Below are 2,117 nucleotides of genomic sequence, written 5' to 3'. Positions count from 1 at the left end.
GTTGGCAGGACTTGCGACTGCTGCGCAGCCGAGCGGGGATAAAGCACCTCGCCACAAAAGCCCATTCCTGCGGGATCCGTGTATAGCCTTGAAATGTGATAACAAAAAGACCGCATCGACATGTCAGAACCGACCTTCCTGAACAATGAAATCCGCGACTGGCTGATGGACTGTGGCCTGTTCGATCAATTGCAGCTGGCCGACTTTGCGGCCGCTTCCGGTTACTTCAGCATCAGCACCGTAGCTGAGGGCGAGGCGATTTTTCGCGAGGGTGATGCCGGCAGTTTCATGTGCATCATCCACACCGGCCAGGTCGCCGTGCAGAAAACCGGCGCCGACGGCCAGGTGATCACCATGGCCACCCTGCGCAGCGGTCGCGCCTTCGGTGAAATGGCCGTGCTCGATGGCGAGCGCCGCTCGGCCACGTGTATCGCGGCGAGCAACTGTCAGTTGCTCAACCTGGGCAAGGACTCGCTGGAGAAAATGCTCAACGACGCACCGAAAATCGCCGCAAAGATCATCCGCGCCCTCGCCGTCTCGCTGTCCAAACGCCTGCGCATGGCCGACGGCCAACTCGCCGCGCAACAGGTTTAACCGCCGGGGGATTTTACCTTGTTGCCGTTCGGCTCGATGCCCGGCACCGGTTGATCCTTGCTCGGCGGGCTGGGCATCTCGATCGGTACCAGCGGCGGGCTGCCGCTGCCGGCGCCCGACTTGGGCAGGGTGATCGGGGTGATCTGCGGATACGGTGTCGGCGTCGCGGTGCCGGGCGAACCGGGTTGCGGCGTCGGGCTGACCGGAACGCTCTGCTGGGCCTGCACCGCAGTAATCGCGAGCGCGGCCAGGGTAATGACCGTTAGAATGGTGCGCTTCATCAAGGGCTCCGTTTGGCCTCTAGTCTGTGCTCAGGCTACTCCCAACGCGCCTGCTTGCCTTCCCCCTTGTAGAGATTTCCATGAAACGTTTCGTTCTGCTCGACACCACCCCGATCCCTGAAAACGGCGGTGCCCTGTGCCTGTTCGAGTATGGCGAGGATTTCGTCATCAAGATCCAGGGCGGCGACGGCGGACAGTTGATGAACACGCGCATGCACGGTTCTGAAGATGCGCTGGCCGAGATTCCCTGCCGCAAGGTCGCCGGCCGGCCGAATTCGCGAGTGTTGATCGGCGGCCTGGGCATGGGTTTCACCCTCGCCTCGGCACTCAAGCACCTGGGCAAGTCCGCCGAAGTGGTGGTCGCTGAGTTGGTGCCCGGCGTGGTCGAGTGGAATCGCGGCCCGCTCGGGGAGAAATCCGGTCGGCCATTGCTCGACCCGCGCACGGTGATCCGTCAGGAAGATGTGGCCAATGTGCTGCAAAGCGAGCCGAACGGTTTCGACGCGATCATGCTCGACGTCGACAACGGCCCCGAAGGCCTGACCCAGAAGGCCAACAGCTGGCTGTATTCCGCCGCTGGTCTGAATGCCTGCGCCAAGGCCCTGCGCCCCAAAGGCGTGCTCGCGGTGTGGTCGGCCAGCGCCGACCGGCAGTTTTCCGACAAATTGAAGAAGGCCGGCTTCAAGGCCGAAGAAGTCCAGGTCTTCGCCCACGGCAACAAGGGCACCCGTCACACGATCTGGATTGCCGAGAAGCTCAAGGGCTGAGCTAAACTCTGCGCATAACCGTCATCAGTCTTTCTGCAAAGGTGAACCCATGAGTTCGTCCACCCCCACCAACACGTCGAAGCTGGACCGCATCCTCGCCGACAACCAGCGCGACAAGGAAATGGGCTACCGCGACAAAGCCCTGAAGATGTACCCGCACGTCTGCGGCCGCTGCGCCCGTGAGTTTTCCGGCAAGCGCCTGAGCGAACTGACCGTGCACCACCGCGACCACAACCACGACAACAACCCGCAGGACGGCTCGAACTGGGAGCTGTTGTGCCTGTATTGCCACGACAACGAACACTCGCGTTACACCGATCAGCAGTATTTCGGCGAGGGCTCGCTGAGCACACCGAAGATCGCTAAGGCCACGCATAACCCGTTTGCGGCCCTCGCTGGCCTGATGAAAAAAGAAGATTAAAAGCAAAGATCGCAGCCTTCGGCAGCTCCTACACGGTGTACGCCATTAGACTGT

General features: G+C 61.6%; 4 protein-coding genes. 3 read left to right on the top strand and 1 reads right to left on the bottom strand.

Translation table 11 applies throughout. The features are described 5' to 3' along the window. Positions 1-120 precede the first annotated feature (120 nt). A complete protein-coding gene (locus F8N49_RS27400; protein ID WP_016771227.1) occupies positions 121-594 on the top strand; it encodes a cyclic nucleotide-binding domain-containing protein in 474 nt (157 codons plus the stop codon). Here the strand turns inward: F8N49_RS27400 and F8N49_RS27395 are convergent. Beyond that, positions 591-875: a hypothetical protein gene (locus F8N49_RS27395; protein WP_016771228.1), complete on the bottom strand. Its 285-nt coding sequence runs from the start codon at positions 873-875 to the stop codon at positions 591-593. The genes F8N49_RS27400 and F8N49_RS27395 overlap by 4 nt on opposite strands. An 80-nt stretch (positions 876-955) precedes the next feature. Between F8N49_RS27395 and F8N49_RS27390 the strand changes: the two genes are divergently transcribed. Then, entirely contained in the window at positions 956-1,642 is a 687-nt protein-coding gene (locus F8N49_RS27390; protein ID WP_071174691.1) for a spermidine synthase, read from the top strand. Between the two features lie 49 nt (positions 1,643-1,691). Beyond that, positions 1,692-2,063, top strand: coding sequence for a YajD family HNH nuclease (locus tag F8N49_RS27385; RefSeq protein ID WP_007944009.1), 372 nt, complete (start codon positions 1,692-1,694; stop codon positions 2,061-2,063). Positions 2,064-2,117 lie beyond the last annotated feature (54 nt).

The organism is Pseudomonas sp. GXM4 (assembly GCF_008923895.1).
Lineage (GTDB): Bacteria > Pseudomonadota > Gammaproteobacteria > Pseudomonadales > Pseudomonadaceae > Aquipseudomonas > Aquipseudomonas atacamensis.
Note: the sequence above shows the minus strand (reverse complement) of the source record. Positions and strands in the feature narration are given on the sequence as shown.

Bases quoted from the DNA above. Each gene is read 5' to 3' on its own strand.
- F8N49_RS27400 (WP_016771227.1), top strand. From the start codon at position 121: ATGTCAGAACCGACCTTCCTGAACAATGAAATCCGCGACTGGCTGATG.
- F8N49_RS27395 (WP_016771228.1), bottom strand. From the start codon at position 875: ATGAAGCGCACCATTCTAACGGTCATTACCCTGGCCGCGCTCGCGATT.
- F8N49_RS27390 (WP_071174691.1), top strand. From the start codon at position 956: ATGAAACGTTTCGTTCTGCTCGACACCACCCCGATCCCTGAAAACGGC.
- F8N49_RS27385 (WP_007944009.1), top strand. From the start codon at position 1,692: ATGAGTTCGTCCACCCCCACCAACACGTCGAAGCTGGACCGCATCCTC.